Source organism: Pseudomonas sp. K2I15 (assembly GCF_002204795.1).
In the GTDB taxonomy this organism is placed as follows: Bacteria; Pseudomonadota; Gammaproteobacteria; order Pseudomonadales; family Pseudomonadaceae; genus Aquipseudomonas.
In genome coordinates this window covers 42,553-62,208 of sequence record NZ_NIXO01000020.1, presented here as the reverse complement: position 1 = coordinate 62,208, position 19,656 = coordinate 42,553, and the positions used below count along the sequence as shown (strand labels likewise).

16 protein-coding genes are annotated in these 19,656 nt (G+C 59.6%); 7 read left to right on the top strand and 9 right to left on the bottom strand.

Going from position 1 to position 19,656, the window contains the following annotated elements; genetic code table 11:
• Window positions 1-11 precede the first annotated feature (11 nt).
• The 6 genes from CEC48_RS14350 to rfbB are packed head-to-tail and all read right to left on the bottom strand — an operon-like array spanning window position 12 to window position 6,613.
• Window positions 12-1,397: a sigma-54 dependent transcriptional regulator gene (locus CEC48_RS14350; protein ID WP_088424368.1), complete on the bottom strand. Its 1,386-nt coding sequence runs from the start codon at window positions 1,395-1,397 to the stop codon at window positions 12-14.
• A complete protein-coding gene (locus CEC48_RS14345; RefSeq protein ID WP_088424367.1) occupies window positions 1,394-3,202 on the bottom strand; it encodes an ATP-binding protein in 1,809 nt (602 codons plus the stop codon). The genes CEC48_RS14350 and CEC48_RS14345 overlap by 4 nt, the downstream gene beginning before the upstream one ends.
• Before the next feature lie 36 nt (window positions 3,203-3,238).
• On the bottom strand, window positions 3,239-4,120 hold the full coding sequence (gene rfbD, locus CEC48_RS14340; protein WP_088424366.1) for a dTDP-4-dehydrorhamnose reductase: 882 nt from the start codon (window positions 4,118-4,120) through the stop codon (window positions 3,239-3,241).
• Window positions 4,117-4,662 carry a dTDP-4-dehydrorhamnose 3,5-epimerase gene (gene rfbC, locus CEC48_RS14335; RefSeq protein WP_088424365.1) on the bottom strand — a complete coding sequence of 182 codons (546 nt, stop codon included), beginning with the start codon at window positions 4,660-4,662 and terminating at the stop codon, window positions 4,117-4,119. Before rfbC ends, rfbD begins: the two co-directional genes overlap by 4 nt.
• On the bottom strand, window positions 4,659-5,534 hold the full coding sequence (gene rfbA, locus CEC48_RS14330; RefSeq protein ID WP_088424364.1) for a glucose-1-phosphate thymidylyltransferase RfbA: 876 nt from the start codon (window positions 5,532-5,534) through the stop codon (window positions 4,659-4,661). The genes rfbC and rfbA overlap by 4 nt, the downstream gene beginning before the upstream one ends.
• Window positions 5,531-6,613, bottom strand: coding sequence for a dTDP-glucose 4,6-dehydratase (rfbB, locus tag CEC48_RS14325; RefSeq protein WP_088424363.1), 1,083 nt, complete (start codon window positions 6,611-6,613; stop codon window positions 5,531-5,533). Before rfbB ends, rfbA begins: the two co-directional genes overlap by 4 nt.
• Before the next feature lie 176 nt (window positions 6,614-6,789).
• Here rfbB and CEC48_RS14320 point away from each other — a divergent pair, with 176 nt between their 5' ends.
• The 3 genes from CEC48_RS14320 (at window position 6,790) to CEC48_RS14310 (ending at window position 11,397) form a co-directional block, all read left to right on the top strand.
• Complete coding sequence (locus CEC48_RS14320; protein WP_088424362.1) at window positions 6,790-9,699, top strand: aminotransferase; 2,910 nt, start codon at window positions 6,790-6,792, stop codon at window positions 9,697-9,699.
• Window positions 9,700-9,834: 135 nt separating this feature from the next.
• On the top strand, window positions 9,835-10,941 hold the full coding sequence (gene aguA, locus CEC48_RS14315; protein ID WP_088424361.1) for an agmatine deiminase: 1,107 nt from the start codon (window positions 9,835-9,837) through the stop codon (window positions 10,939-10,941).
• 243 nt (window positions 10,942-11,184) lie between these two features.
• A complete protein-coding gene (locus tag CEC48_RS14310; protein ID WP_088424360.1) occupies window positions 11,185-11,397 on the top strand; it encodes a hypothetical protein in 213 nt (70 codons plus the stop codon).
• Window positions 11,398-11,472: 75 nt separating this feature from the next.
• Here CEC48_RS14310 and CEC48_RS14305 read toward each other — a convergent pair whose 3' ends face one another.
• Window positions 11,473-13,545, bottom strand: coding sequence for a TonB-dependent siderophore receptor (locus tag CEC48_RS14305; RefSeq protein WP_088424359.1), 2,073 nt, complete (start codon window positions 13,543-13,545; stop codon window positions 11,473-11,475).
• A gap of 228 nt (window positions 13,546-13,773) precedes the next feature.
• On the opposite strand from CEC48_RS14305, the gene CEC48_RS14300 reads away from it, so the two are divergent.
• From CEC48_RS14300 to CEC48_RS14285, 4 genes are all read left to right on the top strand, one after another.
• On the top strand, window positions 13,774-14,484 hold the full coding sequence (locus tag CEC48_RS14300; protein ID WP_088424358.1) for a DsbA family protein: 711 nt from the start codon (window positions 13,774-13,776) through the stop codon (window positions 14,482-14,484).
• A gap of 269 nt (window positions 14,485-14,753) precedes the next feature.
• A complete protein-coding gene (locus tag CEC48_RS14295) occupies window positions 14,754-16,049 on the top strand; it encodes an OprD family porin (RefSeq protein ID WP_088424357.1) in 1,296 nt (431 codons plus the stop codon).
• Between the two features lie 204 nt (window positions 16,050-16,253).
• The gene (locus CEC48_RS14290) at window positions 16,254-16,469 is read left to right on the top strand and encodes a 4-oxalocrotonate tautomerase family protein (RefSeq protein ID WP_088424356.1); all 216 of its coding nucleotides are present in this window, start codon (window positions 16,254-16,256) and stop codon (window positions 16,467-16,469) included.
• Window positions 16,470-16,566: 97 nt separating this feature from the next.
• Window positions 16,567-17,277: an SDR family NAD(P)-dependent oxidoreductase gene (locus CEC48_RS14285; protein WP_088424355.1), complete on the top strand. Its 711-nt coding sequence runs from the start codon at window positions 16,567-16,569 to the stop codon at window positions 17,275-17,277.
• Window positions 17,278-17,444: 167 nt separating this feature from the next.
• Here CEC48_RS14285 and CEC48_RS14280 read toward each other — a convergent pair whose 3' ends face one another.
• Window positions 17,445-17,726, bottom strand: coding sequence for a DUF3077 domain-containing protein (locus CEC48_RS14280; RefSeq protein WP_088424354.1), 282 nt, complete (start codon window positions 17,724-17,726; stop codon window positions 17,445-17,447).
• A 301-nt stretch (window positions 17,727-18,027) separates the two neighbouring features.
• Window positions 18,028-19,638, bottom strand: coding sequence for a TIGR04141 family sporadically distributed protein (locus tag CEC48_RS14275; RefSeq protein ID WP_088424353.1), 1,611 nt, complete (start codon window positions 19,636-19,638; stop codon window positions 18,028-18,030).
• Window positions 19,639-19,656: the final 18 nt, after the last annotated feature.

Here is a 19,656-nt window from a genome sequence, read left to right as displayed (position 1 = left end):
GGGGGAAAAGGTCATTCGTCGTCAGCGTGGCTGTTGCCGCTGTCGGCGAAATTCAGTCCGTGCTTGCGCAGTTTGTCGTGCAGGGTTTTACGCGGCACGCCCAGTGCCTCGGCGAGGCTGCGCATGGAGTTGTGGGTGCGTGCCAGCTCTGCGGCGATCAGGCTTTTTTCGAACTGTTCGACCTGCTCGCTTAAACCGCCGGGCGTGCTGGTCAGGACGCCAGCCGATGGATTGTCTTGGGTGCTGTCCAGCGCCAGTTCCAGGCCCAGGGCAAAACGTTCGGCGGCGTTTTGCAGCTCCCGCACATTGCCCGGCCAGCTGTGACGCAACAACAGCGCGCGTTGCCCCGGTTGCAGCTCTTTCATCGGCAGCCCGTGGCGGGTGCTGGCCTCATCGGCAAAGTGCTGGAACAGCATCAGCGCATCCTCGCCTCGCTCGCGCAGTGGCGGAATACGCAGCGGTGCGACGTTGAGGCGGTAATACAAGTCGGCCCGGAAGCGCCCTTGGTCGGCAGACTGGCGCAGGTCTTCCTTGGTGGCGGCAATGATGCGGATATCCAGCGGGATCAGTTGATTGCCGCCCAGTCGCTCCACCACGCGCTCCTGCAACAGGCGCAGCAGCTTGACCTGCACATCCAGGCTCATGCTTTCGATTTCATCAAGGAATAGCGTGCCGCCGTTGGCAAATTCAAATTTGCCGATGCGCCGCTTCTGGGCCCCTGTAAAAGCCCCTGGCTCATGCCCGAACAACTCGCTTTCCACCACCGACTCAGCCAGGGCACCGGCGTTGATCGCCACAAACGGGCCTGCGCGGCGGTTCGACAGGTCGTGCAGCGCGCGCGCCACCACTTCCTTGCCGGCGCCGGTTTCGCCGAGGATCAGCACGTCGGCCTTGGTTGCCGCCAGCGCACCAATCTGCTCGCGCAGGCGCAGCATCTGCGGTGAGTGCCCCACCAGGCGCGTGCTCAATTGCTGACGGTCGCTGAGGGCCAGGCGCAGGCTGCGGTTGTCCAACACCAGGCGGCGCAGGGCCAGGGCACGGCGCACGCTGTCGAGCAGGGCGTCGCTGGCGAAGGGTTTTTCCAGGAAGTCGTAGGCGCCGGTCCGCATGGCCTGCACTGCCAGCGGCACGTCGCCGTGGCCGGTGATCAGCAGCACCGGCAGCTCCGGGTCTTGGGCGTGGAGTTCCCTCAGCAGCTCCAGGCCGTCCATGCCGGGCATGCGGATGTCACTGACGACGACTCCCGGCCAATCCCGGGACAATTGCGCGGTCAGCCCCTGGGCTTCGCCAAGGGTCAGGACTTTCAGCCCGGCCAGGTCCAGGGTCTGGCACAGGGCCTGACGCAGGTGTGGATCATCGTCGATCAACACCACCTGAATCTGGTTATCAATACTCATACACTGCGGTCCTCGGACGGTTGCAGACTGACACCCGGAGCCCCGGCGCGCAGTTTCAAGGTTAACAGTGCGCCACCTTCCTTGTGGTTGGCGAACAACAGTTCACCGCCAAAGGCGCGCATCAGGGTGTCGCAAATCGCCAGGCCCAACCCCAGGCCCTGGGTGCGGGTCTTGGTGGTGTAGAAGGGCTCGCTGGCACGGCCCAGGGCTTCCATGCAGAAACCCGGGCCGTTGTCGCGAATGTACAGGTTGACGCCCTGTTCAGTGGTTTGGGCACTCAACCAGAGTTTGCGCGGCGGGCCTTTTTCAGTCAGGGCGTCGAGGGCGTTGGCCAGCAGGTTGCCCAGCACCTGGCGCAGGCGGGTTTCGCCGGCTGCGACCCACAAGGTTGCTTCGGGCAGGTCGCGGATCAGTTCCACCTCCATTGCCCGACGTCGTTTGGCCAGCAGCGCCAGCGCATCGTCCAGCGCCGGTTGCAGGGCCACGCTTTCCGGCGCATGCCGGTCGCGCCGGGCGAAGGCGCGCAAGTGGGCGATGATTGAGGCCATGCGCCCGGTCAATTCGCTGATCAGCTTGAGGTTGCCACGGGCGTCGTCGGTGCGTTGGTGATCGAGCAAAATCTCGGCGTTTTCTGCGTAGCTGCGAATCGCCGCCAGCGGCTGGTTGAGTTCATGGCTGATGCTCGCCGACATGGTGCCCAGCGCCGACAGTTTGCCAGCCTGCACCAGGTCATCCTGGGCGCGCACCAGTTCCTGCTGGGCGTGTTCGCGCTCCAATACTTCCTGTTTCAGGCGCCGGTTGAGGCCTTCCAGGTCGCTGGTTCGCTCGATCACGCGCATTTCCAGCTCGCGGCGGGCCTTGGCTTCGAAGGCGATGCGCTCCAGGTAATGGCGACGGCGCTGCATCATCAGGCCGAGCAACAGCATCACCACCAGCAAGGTGGCGCCACCCACGGCGACCACGGTGCGCACCGGGCGGCTGATCAAGGTGCGTGGTGCGAGAATCTCGACCTTCCAGCCGGTCTCGGCAATGTCGGTGGCCTGGCGCACCCAGGCGGTGGAGCTGAGGTTCAGCGGCTGCGGGTCGCGGGTCGGGTAAGGCTGGATGGCAATGATGGCCTGGCGTTCTTCGTCGGTCAGCCGCCGGGTGGCGCGAAAGCGCCATTGGGGGCGCGAGGTCAGGATCACCACCCCGTTGTGATCGGTCACCAGCAGTTGTTCGGGTGTGTTGCCCCACAGGCTTTCGGTGTGGTCCAGGTCGACCTTGACCACCAGCACGCCGATGATTTTTTCGCCATCGCGCACGGCGGCGGCGAAGAAGTAGCCGCGCTTGGCCGAGGTGGTGCCCAGGCCGAAGAAGCGGCCCAGGCGCCCGTCCATGGCTTCACTGAAGTACGGGCGAAAGGAAAAATTACGCCCGACGAAGCTGTCCTGCTTGTCCCAGTTGGACGCGGCCAGCGTTTTGCCGGTGGTGTCCATCAGGTACATCACTTCCACCCCGGCCTGGGCGGCGACGTCCTTGAGCAGGTGGTTGGCGTTGACCAGGTTGGTGCTGACGTGGGGCGCATCGATCGCGGTGCGCAGCGCCGGCAGGTCGCCGAGGATCTGCGGCAACACTTCGTAGCGGTGCAGGGTGCCCAGCAGGTTGGCGACGTACAGGTCCAGTGTCTGGCGGTTCTGCCCGGCCAGTTCGCTGCGGTAATAGCGCTCGGCCAAGTGCTCCAGCGGCCACAACAGCGGTGCCAGGCACAGCGCCAGCAAGGCCAGGCTGCGCCAGCGGGGTCTTCGCGGAAGGGGTGAAGTCATGGGAGTCGTGCGCCTGTGGGTACAGGCGCATTATGCCTAGTGCTGCTCTGCAAGACACTCGCGCAATGCGTCGTGCCACTGCGGCTGCGAGACGTGCCACTGTTGCTGCAGGCGGCTGCAATCCAGACGCGAGTTCAGCGGGCGCTTGGCCGGGGTTGGATAGGCGCTGGAGGGAATTGCTTCCAGTTCGGCGCAAGCCTTGCCTTCGATGCGCAATTGCTCACCGATAGCCTGTGCGAAGCCGAACCACGAGGTCTCGCCTTGGGCGGTGAGGTGATAGACACCCCAATCCCCGGCCTGGCCCGCTTGCCAGTGTTCGATAAGAGCACGGGTGCTGTTGGCGATGGTTCCGGCCCAGGTCGGTGCACCGATTTGATCGGCGACGATGCGCATCTGCGGCTTTTCCTGCAGCAGGCGCTGCATGGTCAGCAGGAAATTTTTGCCGTGGGTCGAGTAGACCCAACTGGTGCGCAGAATCAGGTGCTCACCGCCGACTGCTGCGATAGCTTGTTCACCCGCCAGCTTGCTCGCGCCGTAGACGCCCAGCGGGTTGGTGGCGTCGCCCTCGTTGTAGGGCGCGGCCTTGCTGCCGTCGAACACGTAGTCGGTGGAGTAGTGGATCAGCGGAATGCCCAGCGCCTTGGCTTCCTCGGCAAAAATGCCGGGTGCGGTGGCGTTGATGGCGAAGGCCACGTCCGGCTCGCTTTCCGCTTGATCGACGGCGGTGTGGGCGGCGGCATTGATGATCAAGCCCGGACGATGGGCACGTACTTGCTGGCGGATCTGCTCGGGATGCGTCAGGTCCAGCTGGTCACGGCCCAGCACGATCAGCTCGCCCAGGCCCTGGAGCCGCAGTTGCAGCTCCCGGGAAACCTGGCCGTGTTGCCCGCTGATGAGGATTTTCAAGGGCGCACTCATGGGAACAGATCAGCTTCTTGCAGGCTCTTGCCCACCAGGTCCTTGGCGGACAGTTGCGGCGCCTCGGTCAGTTCCCAGTCGATGGCCAGCGTCGGGTCGTTCCAGAGGATGCTGCGCTCGGCGCTCGGCTGGTAGTAATCAGTCGTCTTGTAGAGGAACTCGGCGTAGTCGCTCAGCACCACAAAACCATGGGCAAAACCTTCCGGTACCCACAACTGGCGATGGTTATCGGCGCAAAGCCGCACGCCCACCCATTGCCCGAAGTTGGGCGAGCTGCGACGAATGTCGACGGCCACATCCAGCACTTCGCCGGCGGTGACGCGCACCAGTTTGCCCTGGGTATGTTCAAGCTGGTAATGCAGGCCGCGCAGCACGCCTTTTTGCGAGCGCGAGTGGTTGTCCTGCACGAAGTCACGCTTGAGCCCGGTGGCCTCTTCGAAGGCGCGGGCGTTGAAGCTTTCGTAGAAAAACCCGCGCTCGTCACCGAACACTTTCGGTTCGATGATCAGCACGCCTGGCAACGAGGTCTCGGTGGCTTTCATTTACGCTCCCCGACCAGTGAGTACAGGTACTGGCCGTAACCGGTCTTGCCAAAGTACTTGGCCCGCTCCAGCAAATGGTCGCGGTCGATCCAGCCGTTCTCGTAAGCGATTTCTTCCAGGCATGCCACTTTCAGGCCCTGGCGGTGCTCGATGGTCTGCACGTACTGGGAGGCCTCCAGCAGGCTGTCATGTGTACCGGTGTCGAGCCACGCGAAACCCCGCCCAAAACGTTCTACATGCAGGTCACCGCGCTTGAGATAGGCGTTGTTGACGTCAGTGATCTCTAGCTCGCCACGGGGCGATGGCTTGACCGCCTTGGCGATCTCGATCACGTCGTTGTCGAAGAAGTACAGGCCGGTCACCGCATAGCTGGATTTTGGCTTGGCCGGTTTTTCTTCGATGGACAGGGCTCGGCCTTGTGCGTCGAAATCGATTACACCGAAACGCTCGGGGTCGTTGACCCAGTAGCCGAACACGGTGGCGCCGGATGGCCGTTCGGCAGCGGTACGCAGTTGTTCGCCGAAGTGCTGGCCGTGGAAGATGTTGTCGCCCAGGATCAGGCACACCGGATCATCACCGATAAACTCTTCGCCAATCAAAAACGCTTGTGCCAGGCCGTCCGGCGACGGTTGTTCGGCATAGGTGAAGCGCACGCCAAACTGGCTGCCATCGCCCAGCAGGTTGCGGTATTGCGGCAGGTCCACCGGGGTGGAAATCAGCAGGATGTCCTTGATCCCGGCCAGCATCAGCACCGAAATCGGGTAGTAGATCATCGGCTTGTCATACACCGGCAACAGTTGCTTGGAAACGCCCAGGGTAATGGGGTGCAAACGGGTGCCGGAGCCACCGGCCAATACGATGCCCTTCATCATGCGATCAGATCCTTAAAGTCGGTGTTGCCCAGTCGTTCGCCCTGATAACTGCCGTCCTGGACCCTGCGGCACCATTCCAGGTTATCGAGGTACCACTGCACGGTTTTGCGCAGGCCGGTTTCAAAGGTTTCTTCGGGCACCCAGCCCAGCTCGCGTTCGATCTTGCTGGCGTCGATCGCGTAGCGCTGATCGTGGCCCGGGCGATCCTTGACGAAGGTGATCAGGTCGGTGAATTTCTCGACGCCCGCCGGGCGCTGTGGCGCCAGTTCTTCCAGCAGGCCGCAGATGCTGCGCACCACATCGATATTCTTCTGCTCGTTATGACCGCCGATGTTGTAGGTCTCGCCCACCACGCCTTCAGTCACTACTTTGAACAGCGCGCGGGCGTGGTCTTCGACGAACAGCCAGTCGCGCACTTGCAGGCCATCGCCATACACCGGCAACGGCTTACCGGCCAGGGCGTTGAGGATCACCAGCGGGATCAGCTTCTCGGGGAAGTGGAACGGCCCGTAGTTGTTCGAGCAGTTGGTCAGCAGCACCGGCAGGCCATAGGTGCGCTGCCAGGCGCGCACCAGGTGATCGGACGCGGCCTTGCTGGCGGAGTACGGCGAGCTGGGCGCGTAGGGCGTGGTCTCGGTGAACAGGTCATCGACGCCGTGCAGGTCGCCATACACTTCATCGGTGGAAATGTGGTGGAAGCGGAAGGCGCTTTTGGCCGGCTCTTCCAGCTTCTGCCAATAGGCGCGTGCGGCCTCCAGCAGGCTGTAGGTGCCGACAATATTGGTCTGGATAAAATCCGACGGGCCGTCGATGGAGCGGTCCACGTGGGACTCGGCCGCCAGGTGCATGATCGCGTGCGGCTCAAAGCGCGCCAGCACGGCGCTGACGGTGGCCTGGTCGATGATGTCGGCCTGGACGAACTCATAGCGGCTGTTGGACGCAATGCTGGTCAGCGACTCAAGGTTGCCGGCGTAGGTCAGTTTGTCCAGGTTAAGCACTTCGTGCCCGGTGTTTTGAATCAGGTGCCGGACCAGGGCGGAGCCGATAAATCCGGCGCCGCCGGTAATAAGAATGCGCATGTCGGAGGCCTTTTCCTTAGTCGGACATTAAGCAAATGGAGCATAGCTTGAGTTGTGGCGCGAGGTGGTGCAAGGGGCGATGGCAATTTGCGTGCCGAAACGCCGTATTCGAAGGGGTTGCGTAACGCCCGGCACAATGGCGATATAAGCGCCTGATAAAAAACAGGGGTCGTCACATGTTGCTCGCCACGTTGATTCATCGCGCCAGTCTGCCATGCCCACAAGTGGGGCCCGAGCCTGCGGCGCAGCTACTTGAGCAGCATTACGGCCTCGGCGGGGCGTTGCAGTCCCTCGGCAGCCAGCAAGACCTCAACTACCGCGTCGACAATGACCGTGGCCGTTTTGTGCTGAAAATCTGCCGGGGCGACTATGCCGCCGTTGAGTTGCAGGCTCAGCATGCCGCCCTCAAGCATCTGCAGGAACATTCGGATGTGCGGGTGCCCAAGGTGATCACGTCCCTTAATGGCGCAGACCTGCTGACCGAGACCGTTGCCGGGCAAACCGTGCACCTGCGGCTGCTGGACTACATCGACGGCCAGCCGCTGACCCACCTGCCTCATCTGGGGCACGAGGTGATCGCAGGCTTCGGCGAGCTCTGCGGGCAGATGAGCCTGGCGCTGGCGGGCTTCGAACATCCGGGTTTGGAGCGCACCCTGCAATGGGACCCGCGCCATGCCCTTGAGCTGATCACCCATCTGCTGTCGACCCTCGAAAATCTCCCGCATCGGGCCGTGCTTGAGCAAGTGGTCGAGCAGGTGGAGCGCCGCGTGCGGCCTTTGGCCGATCGCCTGCCGTGGCAGGCCGTGCACATGGACATCACCGATGACAACGTGGTCTGGCAGCGCGACGCCCAGCGGCATTGGCAGATCCAGGGCGTGATCGACTTCGGCGACCTGGTGCGCACCTGGCGCATTGCCGACCTGTCGGTGACCTGCGCGGCACTGCTGCACCATGCCGAGGGCGATCCGTTCGCCATCCTGCCGGCGATCCAGGCGTGCCACGCGGTCACCCCGTTGCAGCACGAAGAGTTGCAGGTGCTGTGGCCGCTGATCGTCGCGCGGGCTGCGGTGTTGGTGCTCAGCAGTGAGCAGCAGCAGGGCCTGGATCCAGATAACGCGTACCTGCTGAAGAACGCCGAGCATGAGTGGGAAATTTTCCACGTGGCCACCTCGGTGCCCTTCGAACTGATGGAGGCGGCGATCCTGAGCTGTGTCGGTGCCGAGTTGCCGCCCATTGCCGGCGAAGGCTTTGCGCCTTTGTTACCGGGGTTGGTTGGGCGTGAGTTCGCGCTGATCGACTTGGGTGTACTCAGCCCGCATTTCGAAGCGGGGAATTGGCAGCAGGCAGGTATTGATCGGCGATTGTTGGAGGAGGCGGCCCTGGTGCATGGGCTGGCAGCCAGTCGTTATGGTCAATATCGGCTGTCCCGTACCCAGCCTGACAGCGCTGGTGAACCGGACACGTTCCCCCTTCACGTCGAGCTGCACATGCCGCTGGGCGCTACGGTGGAAGCACCGTTCGCCGGCACCTTGCGCTACGCCGCCGACGGCCTGCTGTGCCTGCACAGCGAGCAGTTGAGTGTTCGGTTGTGGGGCGTGAAAGCTTTGTTGCAGCACGGTGCTGCGGTGGTTAAAGGCCAAGTGCTCGGCGAAGTTGCCGCGCCGCTGACGGTACAACTGTGCCGCGCCGAGCTTGAGCCGCCGCTGTTCTGCACGCCTTCCCGGGCGCCAGCATGGCAAGCGCTCTGCCCATCCCCGGCCACTTTGCTGGGGCTGGCCTGCGACGCCGAGCCGGAGCTGGACCCTGTTGCCCTGCTGGCCCGGCGCGACGCGAGTTTCGCCCGCTCGCAGAAGCACTACTACGTCGACCCGCCGCGCATCGAGCGCGGCTGGCGCAACCACCTGATCGACATGCAGGGCCGCTCCTACCTCGACATGCTCAACAACGTCGCGGTGCTCGGCCACGGTCACCCACGCATGGCCCAGGTGGCGGCGCGGCAATGGTCGCTGCTCAACACCAACTCACGCTTCCATTACGCGGCGATTGCCGAGTTCTCGGAGCGGTTGCTGGCGCTGGCGCCGGACTCCATGGACCGGGTCTTCCTGGTCAACAGCGGCACCGAAGCCAATGACCTGGCGATTCGCCTGGCCTGGGCCTACAGCGGCGGGCGCGACATGCTCAGCGTGCTGGAGGCTTATCACGGCTGGTCGGTGGCGGCGGACGCGGTGTCGACCTCGATTGCCGACAACCCCCAGGCCCTGAGTAGTCGCCCGGACTGGGTGCACCCGGTGACCGCGCCCAACACCTATCGCGGCGAGTTTCGCGGGCAAGACAGCGCGCCCGACTACGTGCGCAGCGTGGAACACAACCTGGCGAAAATCGCCGCGCAGAACCGCCAGTTGGCGGGCTTCATTTGTGAGCCGGTGTATGGCAATGCCGGCGGGATTTCCTTGCCGCCCGGCTATTTGCAGCAGGTGTACGCCCTGGTTCGGGAGCAAGGCGGCGTGTGCATCGCCGATGAAGTGCAGGTGGGTTACGGCCGCATGGGCCATTTCTTCTGGGGTTTTGAAGAACAGGGCGTGGTGCCCGACATCATCACCATGGCCAAGGGCATGGGCAACGGCCAGCCGTTGGGCGCGGTGATCACCCGTCGGGAAATTGCCGAGGCGCTGGAGGCTGAGGGTTACTTCTTCTCGTCCTCGGGAGGCAGCCCGGTCAGTTGCCGCATCGGCATGGCGGTGCTGGACGTGATGGAGGAAGAAAAGCTGTGGGAAAACGCCCAGGTGGTAGGCGGGCATTTCAAGGCCCGGCTGGAGGCGTTGGTCGAACAGCATCCATTGGTGGGCGCGGTGCATGGTTCCGGGTTCTACCTGGGGCTGGAATTGGTCCGCGACCGGCAAACCCTGGAACCGGCCACCGAAGAGACCGCGCTGCTGTGCGATCGGCTGCGGGAACTGGGGATTTTCATGCAACCCACCGGCGACTATCTGAGCATCCTCAAGATCAAGCCGCCGATGGTCACCTCCCGGCGCAGTGTGGATTTCTTCGTCGACATGCTGGCTAAGGTGTTGGATGAGCAACTTTAACCGTTGGTCATAACTTCGATTGTTATCGGTAATAAAACGGTAATTTTTGGCCGGTATAGAAAAATCGTCTTTTAAGGTCGATTTTTATCCGATATAAAGGCGCCACGCTCATGCAGCCGCCCCAGGAGATTTTTCATGACCACTTTGCACAGCACCCCCCGCGCCGACGGCTTCCATATGCCTGCCGAATGGGCGCCACAGACCCAAACCTGGATGATCTGGCCTGAGCGCCCGGACAACTGGCGCCTGGGCGGCAAGCCGGCGCAGGCCGCCCACGTGGCGGTGGCCAAGGCCATCGCACGTTTTGAGCCGGTAACCGTAGCGGTCTCGGCCGGCCAGTACGAAAACGCCCGTGCGCGCCTGGACGTGCCGAATATTCGCCTGGTGGAAATGTCCAGCGACGACGCGTGGGTACGCGACACCGGGCCGACCTTCGTGATCAACAACAGCGGCGAAGTGCGTGGTGTGAACTGGGACTTCAACGCCTGGGGCGGCTTTGATGGCGGCCTGTATTCGCCGTGGAACCGCGACTCCCAGGTGGGCGGCAAGATCCTTGAGATTGAACGCAGCCCGCGTTATCGCACCGAAGGTTTTGTGCTGGAAGGCGGCTCGATTCACGTCGACGGCGAAGGCACCCTGATCACCACCGAAGAATGCCTGCTCAACCGCAATCGCAACCCGCACCTTCAGCGTGAGGAAATCGAAGCGGTGCTCAGCGCCAACCTGGCTGTGGATAAGATCATCTGGCTGCCGGATGGCCTGTTCAACGACGAAACCGACGGGCATGTGGATAACTTCTGCTGCTACGTGCGCCCGGGCGAAGTGTTGCTGGCCTGGACCGACGACCCGCAAGACCCGAACTACGCGCGCTGCCACGCCGCCATGGACGTACTGCAAAGCAGCACGGACGCCCAGGGCCGCTCGTTCACAGTGCATAAAATGCCGATCCCGGGGCCGCTGTACGCCACCGAGGAAGAATGTGCGGGCGTTGATCCGGTAGACGGCACCCAGGAGCGCAATCCCACCGTGCGTTTGGCCGGTTCCTACGTCAACTTCCTGATCGTCAATGGCGGCATCATCGCGCCGAGCTTCGACGACCCGCTGGACAGCCGTGCCAAGGAGATTCTGCAGAACCTGTTCCCGCAGCACGAAGTGGTGATGGTGCCTGGCCGCGAACTGTTACTGGGGGGCGGCAACATCCACTGCCTGACCCAGCAACAGCCGGCCCCGCACAAAAACTGAGTGCACTTGTAACAGCTCAGTGCCGGGTTAAACGGCAATCGGGCGCGTCGCAGTTTGCGCGCTCACAGCAAGCCCGCGGCCCGTCAGGTTCGTGGGCTTTTTTGTGCTTATGTGCCTACAAACCGGGCACATTGGCATAGCTCTTGTATCGCTGTTGCGACACAGAGCAGGGTGTATGACTAAGCGGTTCTGTCATAAACCTTGAGTAAGTTAGCCGCTCAAGCAGTCGGAGAGAGCGCTGAAATGAATGCCGATATCAACCTGATGTACACGCGCACGTTCCACCCTTTGCGGGTGAACAGTGACGCGATCCATGCGCTGGCGCTCTGGTTGAAGGAAAACGGTTCGAGGCAGATCAGGACGCCCGACCCGCGCCGGGTGATGAGCGAACGGTACCCGCTGGGGCTGTTCAGCGAGGATGAGGTGCAGGCGTTGTGTGAGTTGATGAAAAACTGACGACTGTTTTCAATGTTGCACTGAACCTTGTGGCGAGGGAGCAAGCTCCCTCGCCACAGAAAAGTGCGCTGCTGTTTAAAAACTGTACGTTCCGGTAACCACCAAGCTACGCGGGTCCCCAAACTGAATCTGCGCCGCACTCGTCGCCGACGCGTAGTACGTCTTGTCGCTGATGTTGTTCAGCGCCGCCCGCACATCCCATTCCTTCTGCCGGAACCCGGCCAGTGCATCCCAGCGGCCATAACCCGGTAACACCACGGTGTTGGCGTTATCCGCATAACGATCACCCACCAGCGTCAACCCGGTTTCCGCGTACCAACCCATCTCCGGTTTCCAGGTGACAAACAGGCTCGCATTACGCTTGGCCACGTCGCTGATGCGCTTGCCTTCAAAACCATTGTTGTCCTTCACCACCTTGGCGTCCTGCACGCCAACGCCACCGCGCAGGTACCAGTTGCCGACGATCTTGCCGGTAGCCGTCAACTCCACGCCACGGGAGCGCTGCTCGCCGCTGAGTACGGTGATGGTCGGGTCCAGCGGGTCACGGGTGCGGCGGTTGTAGAGTTCCAGTTCGTACACCGCCAGGGTGGTGCTCAGGCGCTCGTCGAGCCAGTCGCTCTTGACCCCGATTTCTTTCTGCTTGGTCAGCTCCGGGCTCAGGTCGTTGGCGTTGCCCGCCGCGTTGGGCGTGATGCCGATCAGGCCGCCGCCGGTCGGCGAGAAGGTCTTGCTCCACGAGGCATAGAACGAATGGTGTTCCAGCGGCGTCCACACCAGGCCCACGCGCGGGCTGGTGCTGTGGCTCACGACCTGTTCCGAGGCGTTGGTCAATTTGTTGGTGGACTCCACATCAAAGCGGTCATAGCGCAAACCGGCGAGCAGTTGCCATTGATCGTTCAGGCGCAGTTGGTCCTGCACATACAAGCCCTGGCTTTGCGCTTCGGTGTGACTGCTGCTGAATGCCGGAAGGCGACCGTAATGGCGCAGGTTCGGGTTGGGGTTGTACACATCCACGCTCGGCACAGCGGCGAGCGGAGCGCGATAGAGTTTCGGGTCACGGCGCTGGCTGCCCAATTCCACTCCGGTCAGCAAGCGATGCTCCAGGCCAAAGGTGGTGAAACCGCCTTCCAGCTCGACGTTGTTGAAGAGGTTGCGTGTGGTCAAGTCCTGCTGCCAGCGCTGGCGCCCGACCTTGTTGGTTTTTGGGTCGTAGCTGACGGCGTAGGTGTTATCGAAGTCGCTGTCGAGGGTGAACACGCCCAACGCATGGCGCAGTTGCCAGCTGTCGTTCAACTCATAGGCAAGCCGGGAGCGCAGGGATTGGGACTTGTCGTCGATGTAATCGCGCTTGTCACCATAAGTGGTGCCGCGGCTGACATCTGCCGGCCGCCCATTGGCCCCGGGAATGCCACGGTCTGGCGTACGGTTGTAGCGGCTGTATTCGTATTGCACCAGCCAGTTCAGGTCGGGGGTCAGTTGCCAGCTCATGGACGGCGCAAACAGCTGGCGATTGCCGCTGACGCCGTCGCGGAAACTGTTGTTGTCCTGGTTGCCCATGTTCAGGCGCAGGCTGATGTTGTCGGTGGGGTCGGTGCTGAGGTCGGCGTACAGGCTGCGCAAATCATTGCTGCCGCCTTGTGCCTCGATGCTGGAGGCGCGACCGGCCTGTGGAAGTTTGCTCACACGGTTGACGATGCCGCCCTGGCCGCCACGCCCATACAACACCGCCGCCGGGCCTTTTAGCACCTCAATGCGCTCGATGTTATGCAGGTCGCGCACGTATTGGCTGTCGTCGCGAATACCGTCCAGATAAAAGTCGTTGCTGGCATCGAAGCCGCGAATGCGCAAGCTGTCGAACCGCGTATCGGCGCCGCTGCTGACGTTGGGCACACCGCTCAAGGCCTGGCCCAGGTCATTGGTGCCGTAGGAACGCAGGCTCTCGGTTTTTACCGAATCGATGGCCTGGGGCACATAGCGTACGGGCGTGGCGGTTCGGGTGGCGGTGCTGGTTTCCTTGACGCGCGGGTCGTCTTCGTCAGCCTCGGCGCTCACGGAGGTTTGCGGCAGGACGGTCGCCGCGCCGGCAAATCCGGCAGACAGCAGTACAGAAAGCCCAAGGGTAATGGGCGTCAGGCGCAGGGCAGGCATCGGGGTGAGTATCCAAAAAGGGTGGGAGGATAAAAGTGCGTTAATGGTAATGCTTACTATTTGCGCAGGTTATCTATTCCTAAACCCAGCTTTCTGAAAAACTGTTACAGCGTATGTTTTACAGGGGTATTCGACCGATTCTCGAAACAGTCTGAAAGCCAATCCGGGGTTTTTCCCAACTGTGCGTAAGACTAATCTGCCGGGCATTAACGTCCATCGGAGCCCGTCATGTCGGCAACCACGCTTCACTACATTTACGACCCGCTGTGCGGTTGGTGTTACGGCGCCGAGCCGCTGCTGCACGCTGCCCAGGCTCTATTGCCGATCCAGTTGCACGGCGGCGGCATGATGACCGGCGCCAACCGCCAATCCGTATCGCCGCAGTTGCGTGACTACGTGATGCCCCACGACCGGCGCATCGCCGAGTACACCGGGCAACCGTTTGGCGAGGCGTATTTTGAAGGCCTACTGCGTGACCACGGTGCGGTGTTCGACTCAGCACCGCCGATCAGCGCGGTGCTGGCAGCAGAAAAAATCGCCGGTCGCGGCCTGGAACTGTTGGCGCGTTTGCAAACGGCGCACTACGTGGAAGGTCGTCGAATCGCCGATAACGACGTGCTGCTGAGCCTGGCCGAGTCTATCGGTTTGGATCCTCAAGTCTTCGACGACGCCTTCGGTGAAATCCTTGGCACAACAACTCAAGCGCACATCAAGGACAGCCGCCAATGGCTGGCAAAAATCGGCGGGCAGGGCTTTCCCACGTTGGCTCTGGAGCAGGATGGCCAACTGCAATTGCTCGACATCAGCCCCTGGCTAGGCAAGCCCGAAGCCTTTGCTGAGTGGCTGAGACAAACAGTCGCAATTTCGATTCAAGCCACTCAATCGAGTGCACCAATGTGTGGCCTGCAAGGCTGTGAGGATCCGAGAAGTGCTGGATAGAGCCTTCAGCGATGATGGCTCTTTAATGTTTCTTAGACTTTTTTAGCCTAAATACAGAAGATTCACGAAATTGACACACAGTTAAAGGCGCGGATAGGATTCGCCCCAACGCCTGTGGCTAACCGCCATGACTTCCCCCAATAAAAAAAGGCCCGCGGCATTTTTAGTCGTCCGCGGGCCTTTTTTATTGGGGGAAGTCGACACCAGAAAAGCAACACGGAGCCTGGTGTCACAGCGCGTACTCAACCAGTAATAAGGAATATAAGAAAATGTTGAAACAACGGATGGGGCTGATCGCTCTGGGGATTTTGAGCGCTACGCAAGCAATGGCTGACGACCAATCCCAATCAAAGGGTTTTGTTGAAGACAGCCACCTGAACATCGCGGCACGCAACGCGTACATCAGCCGCGACTACAAAAACGGCAGGCAAGACAAAGCCGAATGGGGCCAGGGCTTCATCGGCAAGTTCGAATCCGGCTTCACCCAAGGCACCGTCGGTGTGGGTGTGGACGTGATCGGCCAATACGCCATTCGCCTGGATGGTGGTAAAGGTCGCAGCGGCGCTGGCGGCATCAACTTCTTCAAGCAAGGCGACAGCGGCGAAGCTGCAAGCGACCTGGCCAAGGGCGGCGCAGCCGTCAAGGCGCGCATCTCCAACACCGTGCTGAAGTACGGTGACCAGATGCCAGCCGTGCCGGTCCTGCAATACGACAACTCCCGCCTGTTGTCCGAAACCTACACCGGTACTTCGATCGTTTCCAAAGAGATCGAAGGCCTGCAACTCGACGCGGGTCACTTCACCAAGGAAGCCCAAAAAGGCGCCGAAGGCAGCGACAGCGGCAACCTGAAAAGCATCAACTACCTGGGCGGTAGCTACAAATTCACCGAAAGCCTGTCGGCCGCGCTGTACGCCTCCGACATGCAGGACGTGCTGAAGAAGCAATACGTCAACGTCAACTACGTACTGGCCCTGCCAGAGAAACAATCGTTGACCTTTGACTTCAACGGCTACAAAACCAAGCTGGACAAGAGCTTCGCCCAACTGACCCAAGGTGATGCCGACGCCCGCGACAACAAAATCTGGAGCCTGGGCGCCACGTGGGCCGTTGGCCCGCACAGCTTCACCCTGGCCCACCAGCGCAGCACCGGTGACACCGGTTACCTGTACGGCGGCTACCGCAACAACACCAAGGACAGCGGCATCGGCGACGGTGGCAACACCATCCTGCTGGCCAACTCCTACTGGTCTGACTTCAACGGCAAGGACGAGCGCTCCTGGCAAGCAGGCTACGGCCTGGACTTCAGCGCGTTCGGCGTGCCTGGCCTGACCTACAACATCGCCTACGTGCGCGGCACCAACATTGACGACGGTTCCAACCGCGGCAGTGGCACCGAGCGTGAGATCTTCAACCAGTTCAAATATGTGGTACAGGCCGGCCCGGCCAAAGACCTGAGCCTGCGTGCCCGTGCGTCGTGGTTGCGCGTTTCCAACAACGCCAGCAACTACAACGTGGGTGGTAACGAGATCCGCCTGTTCGCCGACTACCCGATCAACGTTTTCTAATTGATCGCTCGTCGCGCCTGATTCCAGGCGATAAAAAAACCCCGACTGGTTCGGGGTTTTTTTATGCCTGCAATCAGGGCTTTATTGATTACACCGCGTTACTAATGAAGTACTCCGGCCCACCTTTATCCGCCTCAAGCAACCTCATAAATTGGCCTCACTGCCTGCCCACCCTACCGATGGGCAAGTCACTGGAGCCTTGCCATGCCATTTGTCAGCGTACGCATCACCCGCGACGGCGTTACCTCGGAGCAGAAAGCCCAGGTCATTGCCGAAATCACCGAAACCCTCGAGCGCGTTCTCAACAAACGCCCTGAGCTGACCCACATCGTCATCGAAGAAGTCGACACCGATAACTGGGGCTACGCCGGTATCACCACCACCCAATACCGCAAACAGCTCGCGGAAAACCCGTCATGAGCACGCCCGTCACCCTCTACTTCATCTCCGACGTGGTGTGCCCTGGGCGCCAACGCGCTGGAACAAGCCATCGAATTTTCCATATAGAGGTTTCATCATGAGCAACTCGAAAAAAGTCGTTGTGATTACCGGTGCATCCCAAGGCCTCGGCGCTGCTGCAGTGAAGGCCTACCGCGGGCTGGATTACCGTGTGGTTGCCACCTCCCGGTCGATCAAACCGTCGACCGATCCAGACATTCTTACCGTGGCCGGCGACATCGCCGACCCGGCCACCGCCGAGCGCGTCATCCGCGAAGGCGTGGCGCGTTTTGGCCGTATCGACAGCCTGATCAACAACGCCGGGGTCTTCGTCGCCAAACCCTTCACCAGCTACACCCACGAAGACTACGTGAACGTGTTGGCCGTGAACCTGAACGGGTTCTTCTACATCACCCAACTGGCGATTACCGAAATGCTGAAACAGGGCGCCGGGCACATCGTCAACATCACCACCAGCCTGGTGGACCACGCGATTGACGGCGTGCCGTCGGTGCTGGCCTCGCTGACCAAAGGTGGGCTGAACTCAGCGACCAAATCGCTGGCGATTGAATACGCCAAGCGCGGCATTCGGGTGAATGCGGTGAGCCCCGGGATTATCAAGACGCCGATGCATGGTGAAGAGACGCATGCGGCGCTGGGCAGCCTGCATCCGGTTGGGCATATGGGTGAGGCGCGGGATATTGCGCAGGCGATTGTGTATCTGGAATCGGCTGGGTTTGTGACGGGGGAAATTCTGCATGTGGACGGTGGGCAGAGTGCTGGGCACTAAGCGACGCAGTTGAACGAAAAACGCCCCGGAACGTGATGGTTCGGGGCGTTTTTTTGTGTGGCGGCTTCTAGCCAGGCACTCTAAAACAAACAACAAAGATCAAATGTGGGAGCCGGGCTTGCCCGCGATGGCGGTGGCCCAGCCAACACATCTACAACCTGACACACCTACTGATTATTGCCCGGCGACTCCAACACCTTCACCACATCATCAATCACCGCCTTGCCCATCTCCTGCAGATAGTGCGAAGCCCATGCGTAGCGGTCCGTATCCCGAATCATGGCCGCGTCCTCTGCCAACAGCTTGGCGACATGCAGCAAATCGGAGACGTGAGACAGCGCTTCCCGCAGGGAAACCCCGCTGTTAACGCGGAACAGAGGCTGGTCGGAATGAAAGGAAAAAGGGGTAACGCCGAGGGTAGTGAGGCCGGACGGATTTGGAGCGCTCATCGGTAAAACTCCCGTATCAAGTGAGAGCTACCACGTTCGTTCTCAGGCGAATGGGTGGCAGCTGTGCGCAGGCTGAGAACCGGAGATACAGGAACCCGGCAGACCCGAAGGTCTCCCACGCACAGCCGCCATTGCACGAAACTGCGGGCATAAAAAAACGCCTGCAAATCGTGATTGGTGGCGCTGTTGCGCCTGCATCATGTCGGGTTCTCAGGCCCGGTCGCTGAATTGGCAGCGACGAGGGGGAGGGTAGCGTGGTGGCGCGGGGGGCGCAACAGGGAGGAAAAATTTGCGTTCCGAACTATTTAGGTTTGCACTTCTTTTTAAGCAGTAGGTTGGGATCTACATCGATCGCTGTGATCTCAACTTGGTAGTTTAATCCACGAAGTATTTTTAGAGCGTTTTTTAACGTGACTTTAGAAAAGAATGGAAGTTCAAGAGGAAGATTTTTGGTCGTCGCAATTGCATATACTATTTTATAATCACCAGGGTTTGGTCTCAGTTCGGGGTCGATAAGCTTTATTGAGCTAGGTAGCTTTGAATTAAGTTTTTTCCTGAACTCTATGTCGCGGACGAATGCTTCTGCTGAAACACATCCTTGTGAAAATAGATGGCTCAATGTGCTGGAACTTCGGTAGTATTTTACATGTATTAGTTCGTTCCCGTTTTTAATGAGGTCGCAAAATTCTAGTTTGTCATAAATACCGCCTATTCTGATATTTTTCTTGTCAAGCAACTCAAATGCGGGATCGGATGTTAGTTTTAGATTATAATCTTCCTCTCTATCTTCGTCATAGCGTGGTAAAGGAGTGCTATACATAGTTATTGAGGAAAGGTGATCGTCTATTTTTTGCAGAAAACTTGTATTTACTTTGTACCATGTCGCGCTGCGTAAAATATAGCTTTCTCCGCTGTAAGTTATTTCAGCATAAAGGCATTTGTACGCAGGCCAGCTTTTAATAGATCTATATTGATGGTCGTTTATATGGACTTGTGTGTGTTTTAGCGCATCGACCGAAAGGGAGATTGATTTTGCGTTTAAATAGTCAATCAAGTCTTTTAGTTCTAATACAACGTGCCGCTCTGTACGGGAATACTGATCAAACGAGTAACCTAGCTGGTTTTCCCAATCAACGATTTCCGGTTCACCTAGCCAGAAACTATCTAAGTTAGATCCGTTCAAGAGGCTTTCAAGTTCGAGGTCAAGAATCTGGATGTCATCTAGGTCGCGCACCCTATTTATATTGTCAACCCATTCAAAAACCTCGGGCAATTTTTGATTATACCGGTTGATGGCTTCTTCGAGTAATTCACTTAAGTGATCGAGGTCTAAGGTTGAAATAACTGTAAATGCATCTCTTCCTGTGATGTGGGTGCCGAAAATATCTACGGTCGAGCAACCTGTAACCGTGGATAATATTTCTATTTCTGAGTCTATATGTAGGTCAAATATATCGACCTCTTTGGTGCTTTGTGTTCTCGAATTTAGAGGGTTGTGGTCGTAGCTGGACTTATCTAAGCTTCTTAGTTTATCCGGATTTACTGAGTTTAATGTAACCCGTAAACCAAAATCACGTTCGATAGTATCGTCGTGTAAAAGATGGAAGCCTGTGCCGAACGTTAGGACAAATTTGTATTGTGATGTGGTTATAACTAAGGCCGCGCCTACACTACTACTGTTGCCGAAGTCGTCGATTGAGACTTCAGGTCTTGAGGTGAAAATCGTTGTCCAAGGCGGGGAGTGCTTTGGGGGTTCTTTTTTAATGTAAAGATTGGCTGTTTCTAAATTGGGAATGTCAATTGATATTGGAGGTTTTGCGTTTTCTAATTTTAGGATATCTAAGTCGCTACTTCCGACGTTTTTTACTAAGTAAATAGAAAGTTTTTCTTTCCTTTCTTTTGTTTTAGGCATGGCATGTCCGTCCTTGAG

Bases quoted from the DNA above. Each gene is read 5' to 3' on its own strand.
- CEC48_RS14350 (WP_088424368.1), bottom strand. From the start codon at position 1,397: ATGAGTATTGATAACCAGATTCAGGTGGTGTTGATCGACGATGATCCA.
- CEC48_RS14345 (WP_088424367.1), bottom strand. From the start codon at position 3,202: ATGACTTCACCCCTTCCGCGAAGACCCCGCTGGCGCAGCCTGGCCTTG.
- rfbD (WP_088424366.1), bottom strand. From the start codon at position 4,120: ATGAGTGCGCCCTTGAAAATCCTCATCAGCGGGCAACACGGCCAGGTT.
- rfbC (WP_088424365.1), bottom strand. From the start codon at position 4,662: ATGAAAGCCACCGAGACCTCGTTGCCAGGCGTGCTGATCATCGAACCG.
- rfbA (WP_088424364.1), bottom strand. From the start codon at position 5,534: ATGATGAAGGGCATCGTATTGGCCGGTGGCTCCGGCACCCGTTTGCAC.
- rfbB (WP_088424363.1), bottom strand. From the start codon at position 6,613: ATGCGCATTCTTATTACCGGCGGCGCCGGATTTATCGGCTCCGCCCTG.
- CEC48_RS14320 (WP_088424362.1), top strand. From the start codon at position 6,790: ATGTTGCTCGCCACGTTGATTCATCGCGCCAGTCTGCCATGCCCACAA.
- aguA (WP_088424361.1), top strand. From the start codon at position 9,835: ATGACCACTTTGCACAGCACCCCCCGCGCCGACGGCTTCCATATGCCT.
- CEC48_RS14310 (WP_088424360.1), top strand. From the start codon at position 11,185: ATGAATGCCGATATCAACCTGATGTACACGCGCACGTTCCACCCTTTG.
- CEC48_RS14305 (WP_088424359.1), bottom strand. From the start codon at position 13,545: ATGCCTGCCCTGCGCCTGACGCCCATTACCCTTGGGCTTTCTGTACTG.
- CEC48_RS14300 (WP_088424358.1), top strand. From the start codon at position 13,774: ATGTCGGCAACCACGCTTCACTACATTTACGACCCGCTGTGCGGTTGG.
- CEC48_RS14295 (WP_088424357.1), top strand. From the start codon at position 14,754: ATGTTGAAACAACGGATGGGGCTGATCGCTCTGGGGATTTTGAGCGCT.
- CEC48_RS14290 (WP_088424356.1), top strand. From the start codon at position 16,254: ATGCCATTTGTCAGCGTACGCATCACCCGCGACGGCGTTACCTCGGAG.
- CEC48_RS14285 (WP_088424355.1), top strand. From the start codon at position 16,567: ATGAGCAACTCGAAAAAAGTCGTTGTGATTACCGGTGCATCCCAAGGC.
- CEC48_RS14280 (WP_088424354.1), bottom strand. From the start codon at position 17,726: ATGAGCGCTCCAAATCCGTCCGGCCTCACTACCCTCGGCGTTACCCCT.
- CEC48_RS14275 (WP_088424353.1), bottom strand. From the start codon at position 19,638: ATGCCTAAAACAAAAGAAAGGAAAGAAAAACTTTCTATTTACTTAGTA.